We start from the raw sequence: 5,955 nt of genomic DNA, 5'->3' as shown, positions 1-5,955 counted from the left end.
AAAATCTTAAAAAAAAGCGCGTAAGCGATTGAATTTTTTGAAAAAAAAAAGAAAACGGCAACCCTTCTAATCTTCTTTTAATCATTTAAAAATAAAATTTAATCGCAAAAAAAAATCACAATTTATAATCAGACCCTGCCACCTCTGGGTGGCAGGGTAACGGGACCGTCACGACCGGATGGTTTCCAGCTACTTGACCCGCCACTGTTGTACTGTTGGCTAACACAACCAATATCAGTTAAATCATGTACTTAAAGCTATAAAGCTACCAATAACCATCGGAACAGACCCTCAGTTCTGACAAAACAACACACAACTATCTAGCTACATAGCCCTAAAACGCACCACAACGCTCTACAAAAGCACAATGAGTAGATTAAGTAGGGAGGTAATGAGTGAGTAGCAAAAATCACGTAGTGAAAGCCCTATCGCATCTCAAGCGCATCAAAGTGTCTTTGACATACAAGCAAGTTAGGTAGATATAATGCAGGGCATAGCAAGGGTGAACACCCAAGGCACTGTTTGACAGGCTCAGAATGGTGCTGCTAGAGTTAATGCAAGTGGTTGACTTGAGAATGTTTTATCTGGGGATTTCACCCATTCTAGGCTGTCTGAATCTTAGAAAGTCGCGCATTGAGCAGAGCCATTACCCATGTGCCTTGTTCTCAATTCCCCACCGGACAAGGTTTGATAACCAGCAATGCCAGTGAGAAGCGCCCAGAAACGCTCTTAGTCGTATTTTCCACCGTCAATCAATAGGTTAGCCAAAACAAACCAGACAGTATCGACCACAGAGTTCTCAAAATTCGTCGCAAGCCCCACTTTGTCTTCTCAGAAACAAAGCGATGCTGTTTGTTCGCACCGCAAGTTCTGATAGGTGGCATAAGGGATTTTAACGTCAAAAAATTTCAGTGCATTTGCCTGAGATAGTGTTTTTTTGCGTCAAAAATAAAGTAAGCTCCGCTGGCTTCACTCTTAAAAGTAGCCATTTTTTAATACAAACACAGGTCTATTATTTAACTCACGAATAACTTGTTAATCACGCGATAATTTCCAGCAATCAGGAGTAATTTTCTTACCAAAAAGATCAATAGCAATTATTTGCAAAGAATGCGTTCAGTTGACGATTTGAATTAATACCTCAAGGTGGATAAAAACTAAATTACGCACGAATGCTGCACTTACCAGAATGGCATTAAAGCGATCTGGTAGTGCAGCACGCAATCACTAGGATTGATATGGATGTCAAGACTGATAGATTGTAGAGCTGTTTTTTGAAGTGTTCGGGTTCTTTCTGCCACCACTTCGGCAACCCGTCCGTTAAATTGCTCTACTATCCCATTTGCTTTGTGGATATGCGGGAAAAATCAGACAATCAATCTGGTTTTCTTTACAAACTTAATCTAATTGTGTTCGATGGACGCGGTGGCTTGACGCAACTAGATCATCTTGCCTTGACAAAACTACTGATGATTGAGTCACTCGGCATTCCCTCGCGCATCTCGCTTGGTTACATCGGCAATCAGGAAAGACGACGAACTTTACAGTCGTGTCACAAGCTTGTGACACCTGCATCAACTGGTTAAATCAACATAATGATTTTCAAGAGATGCTTATCAAAGACTGACAGCACCTAACCACTTTAAGAATGGATGACGCTATGCCAACAGCCTTACTTGCTATAGCGATACCATTCCCACCACTGGCTCGTTTTCAGTTTCATTTAGAGGCTCACGACACCATTCGTTTACCTGATTACGCCGGTTCTGCTTGGCGGGGTTTGCTCGGTCGTGGTTTACGGCGCACCGCTTGTGTGACGCATCAAACCACCTGTGTTGGATGTCTGCTGGTGCAAAGTTGTGTTTATTCAACCATGTTCGAGACTCCCGCCTCACCCACACAGGCGTTAGGTGGATATACAGCTTTGCCACATCCCTTCGTGCTCGACATTGATCCCAACGCTCCCCGCGTATTGGCTGCCGGTGATGCGTTCACACTAACGATTCATCTCATTGGCGCTGCGATCTCACAGACGCCTTATTTGATTCACGCTCTAGGAATTGCCGGACAACTGGGGTTCAGCAACGAGCGTGGTCGTTTCAGTGTTACTGCCGTTGAGCGCGAGCAGACATTAGGTATTGGAGATTGGCAACAAATCTACACGGCACAGAGTGGCGTCTATCAACCGCATGAGCCAACGCCCTTACGTCCTCCACCAGTTCCCGAAGCCGTGCAGATGCGCTTAATGACTCCACTGCGCATCAAGCGCGATGGGCATTTTCTGGGCGCTCGCGATCTCACTGCTGGTGATCTGGTGCAGGCGCTCTATCGCCGCTTGCGGTCATTATCCAGTCTGCATGGTGATCCAACTGCATTTGACCTGCGTGATCTGCCGCGTGATCCTGCGGTGCTCAAGCTGTATCCGCAGTGGTTACGCTGGCATGAGTGGACGCGCTATTCCTCACGTCAGAACACCCTGATGCAATTTGGTGGACTGGTTGGGGAGATTGGTCTCACTGGTTCGGCACTGTCCACTATTTGGCCAGCACTCTGGTTAGGACAGTGGACTCACGTTGGCAAGGGAACTGCCTTTGGGTTGGGTGGGTATCGAATAATAGAAACAGCAGGCTGAATAGTGCTTGATATTCCTGAACTAGCAACCTGAATCAGGAGATTCTCCGTGCGACAACCGAATAAACACCTGATCGCTGCCGAAGCACTGGCGGCTTGGAACGACAAATCAGCCCCAGCGGTGGCGGTTGATACCCTGACGCTGCGATGTGAACTGATCACGCCCATGTACGGCGGCGGGGTGACTGCCGGTGAGGTCGATGCCGCATTGCCAATCCGTGCGAGTGCATTGCGTGGGCAACTGCGTTTCTGGTGGCGGTTATTGCATGGACGTGGACGCCCACCCCAAGAAACTTTTGCTGCCGAAACGGCGATCTGGGGCGGCATTGCCAGCACCCAACCCACGGCAAGCAAAGTTGCGGTACGGGTTGATCGAATCACTGGATTGAGGGTTGAGCCAGCGTTTGTTTATCAACAGAATCACAATAAGCATGGCGAACTTAAAACCATGCCGAATGCGGCGGACTGGGTGGAAGCCTACGCAATGTTTCCGGCACGCGGTGAACTGACTAAGGATAAGCGATCAGAGGAAATTTCCCCGCATCGACTCGCCCGTGCAGGCTTGGGCTTTCGGCTTGGTATGCGTTTACACCCAGAATTGACCGCAGCACAGCGCGAAGAAGTTAATACTGCATTGCGCTGGTGGGCGAGCTTCGGTGGCGTTGGCGCACGAACGCGACGTGGATTAGGGGCGGTACGGGTCGAAGGACTAACGCCAGTGACGAATGTGGAAGTAGCGGCAAAAGGTGGACGATTAATCTTGCTCGCTCTGAGTGAAACTCCCGAACTGGCATGGAAAAACAGTGTTGGTCGTCTGCGTCAATTTCGCCAAGGAGTCGATCTTGGACGAAATCAGAAAACCGAGGGGTCGGAAAGCCCCGCCGGACGCAGTCGTTGGCCAGAGCCAGACATCATCCGTCGTCAAACGACACATCATTCACACGGTCATGCACCAACGCATCCCGTCACGCACGTCTATCCTCGCGCCGCGTTTGGTTTGCCGATCATTTTTCATTTCAAAGATGAGAATAAAGGCGAGCCGCCCCAGCAATTGTTAGTTCCTGAAGTCGGTGATCATCAGTCTGGCGACCGCATGGCCAGTCCGCTGATTTTGCGTCCCTACTGGAATGGACAACGTTATCAACCAGCGGCTTTGTTATTGCCCGGCTGGGAAGCTGCATTGCAGGTCAATGCCGGAGTTGGTGACGGGATATTCCGCCCCGCTTGGCCCAGCGATCCCGCCGAACGTCAGCGTCTCGCAGCACAAATTAAACCGATGCAGGGTCGCGGCAACGATCCGCTCTCCGCGTTCATGGACTATTTCGAGAAAGGCTGACCCATGCCCAAATATCTCGTCACACTGTCGCTCGGCCCGGTGCAAAGCCTGATCGAAGCTGCCCGCCGCACCCGCGATCTCTGGTGCGGCTCTTGGCTGTTATCAGAAGCGGCACGGGCAGCAGCGCGAGTGCTCCACAACGCGCAGCCCGGTTGTTTGATCTTTCCCAGCCCGGACAACCCCGCTCAAGAACTGCTGCCGCAACGCGAACCCGGTGATAGCGCCAACATTGCCAACATCTTACGCGCTGAAGTCACATTACCGAATGCTGATGCCGCCCGCGCTCTGTGCGTCCAAGCAAAGACCGCAGCCGCCGAACGCTTGAAAGACTTGGGTGAGCAAGCACGGCGCAAACTCAAAGTTAATCTGCGCGATGAAGTCTGGCAGGCACAGATCGACGACTTGCTGGAAAGTTTTGCGGCTTGGGTCGAAATCCCAGACGGGACAACAGGTTATCAGCAAGCCAGCGTGAACTTGGGTGCGACCTTAGCTGCCCGCAAAGCCACCCGCGATTTCCAACCTGCCAAGCCGGTTACGGCAGGCTTGCCGAAATCCTCGTTAGATGGAGCACTGGAAACGGTGTTGCCCCAAAAAGAGCATTGGGGCGACAAACACCGTGCTCGCCGCCAACTCGGACTCTCAGGCGGTGAACAGCTTGATGCGTTGGGCGCGATGAAGCGGTTGGCGGGGAATCCAGAACAGTTCACCGCTTACTCGCGTATTGCCGCCGATCCTTGGATTCAAAGTTTGAACGATGACCAGCAGCAGAGATTGTGCGCCGCCTACGAGCCCTTGATCGGTCTTGATCTGGCGACCCGTGTCAGCGGCAATCTTGAAGGTCATCAAAGTATTTACGCTGCGCTGCCCTACGACGCCCAGATGCTCTATGACTTCCGATTGGACAATGCCCTGTCAAGTGGCGGTGAAGATGCGCCAAATTCCGAAGAAAGTGATGCGCTCCACAATCTGCAAAAAGTCATCAAAGCGTTGCCCAAGGACGTTGGCGCACCGGTTCCCTATGCCGTGATTCTCAAAGCCGATGGCGACCGCATGGGCGCATTACTGCAACACGCCAAGACTGCCCAAGACTCACGCGATATTTCACGCGCATTACATGGATTTGCGTCCAGCGTGCGCGAAATCGTGCGCAAGCATCGCGGTCATGCCATCTACGCCGGTGGCGACGATGTACTTGCGCTGGTCTCGCTGCCTGATGCCGTGCCGTGCGCGAGAGACTTGGCTGATGCTTTTGTTATTGCGCTGCAACCTGTCGCGGAACGTCTTGGTGTGGAGAAAGATGAGCAACCGACGCTTTCCGTTGGTCTGGCGATTGGTCATCTGATGGAGCCTTTGGGCAATCTGCGGGCACGCGCCAATCGCGCTGAGAAGCTGGCGAAGGGCGATACCGAAACCAAGCCGCGCAATGCGCTGGCGATCATGTTGGGTGTGCGTTCCGGCGGCGAGCTGGCGTGGCGGGCAAATTGGAGCGATCAAAAGGCGTTTGATGCCTTGGACGTGTTCACGCAAGCCTATTGCAAACGCGAACTTCCCAGCCGTGTCGCCTACGATCTCCGCGCCATTGATCGAAGTTTGGATTGGTTGCGCGACGATCAAACGCCAACGACCAACGGGATGCGCCGTGCCGAGGTGGTGCGGATGTTGGATCGGGCACGGCGCGAAGGTGGAACTGAGAAATTATCAGACTCCAACAGCACGCTGATCCTCGAACAGGTGAGTTGTCAGCCACTCGGCGAACTGGCCGATACGCTGATCCTGACGCGCTGGCTGGCAGCTCGCACTGCGGCGGATTTGGGAGAGAAAAATCCATGACCTCATCACATTCCAGCCTGTATGACCAAGACATCGTTGCTTGGGCAAATCAACAAGCGGAGGCATTGCGTACCGGGCACTTCGCGCAGCTTGATCTGGAACATCTCGCCGAGGAAATTGAGGACGTGGGCAAAAGTGAGCAACGCGAGTTAATGAGC

4 protein-coding genes are annotated in these 5,955 nt (G+C 52.0%); all 4 read left to right on the top strand.

What is annotated here, in order from left to right:
• Nucleotides 1-1,660: 1,660 nt before the first annotated feature.
• Nucleotides 1,661-2,632 carry a CRISPR system precrRNA processing endoribonuclease RAMP protein Cas6 gene (cas6, locus tag CKO12_RS13050; protein ID WP_200155167.1) on the top strand — a complete coding sequence of 324 codons (972 nt, stop codon included), beginning with the start codon at nucleotides 1,661-1,663 and terminating at the stop codon, nucleotides 2,630-2,632.
• A gap of 48 nt (nucleotides 2,633-2,680) precedes the next feature.
• Nucleotides 2,681-3,967 carry an RAMP superfamily CRISPR-associated protein gene (locus CKO12_RS13045; protein WP_338032750.1) on the top strand — a complete coding sequence of 429 codons (1,287 nt, stop codon included), beginning with the start codon at nucleotides 2,681-2,683 and terminating at the stop codon, nucleotides 3,965-3,967.
• Nucleotides 3,968-3,970: 3 nt separating this feature from the next.
• On the top strand, nucleotides 3,971-5,797 hold the full coding sequence (gene cas10, locus CKO12_RS13040) for a type III-B CRISPR-associated protein Cas10/Cmr2 (RefSeq protein ID WP_200155166.1): 1,827 nt from the start codon (nucleotides 3,971-3,973) through the stop codon (nucleotides 5,795-5,797).
• A partial coding sequence (locus CKO12_RS13035) for a DUF29 domain-containing protein (RefSeq protein WP_200155165.1) occupies nucleotides 5,794-5,955 on the top strand: 162 nt, incomplete at its 3' end. The genes cas10 and CKO12_RS13035, both read left to right, overlap by 4 nt.

Origin of the sequence: Chromatium okenii (genome assembly GCF_016583745.1) — a bacterium.
Lineage (GTDB): Bacteria > Pseudomonadota > Gammaproteobacteria > Chromatiales > Chromatiaceae > Chromatium > Chromatium okenii.
The sequence above is the reverse complement of the archived record's forward strand: the minus strand, read 5'-3'. Positions and strand labels throughout refer to the sequence as shown.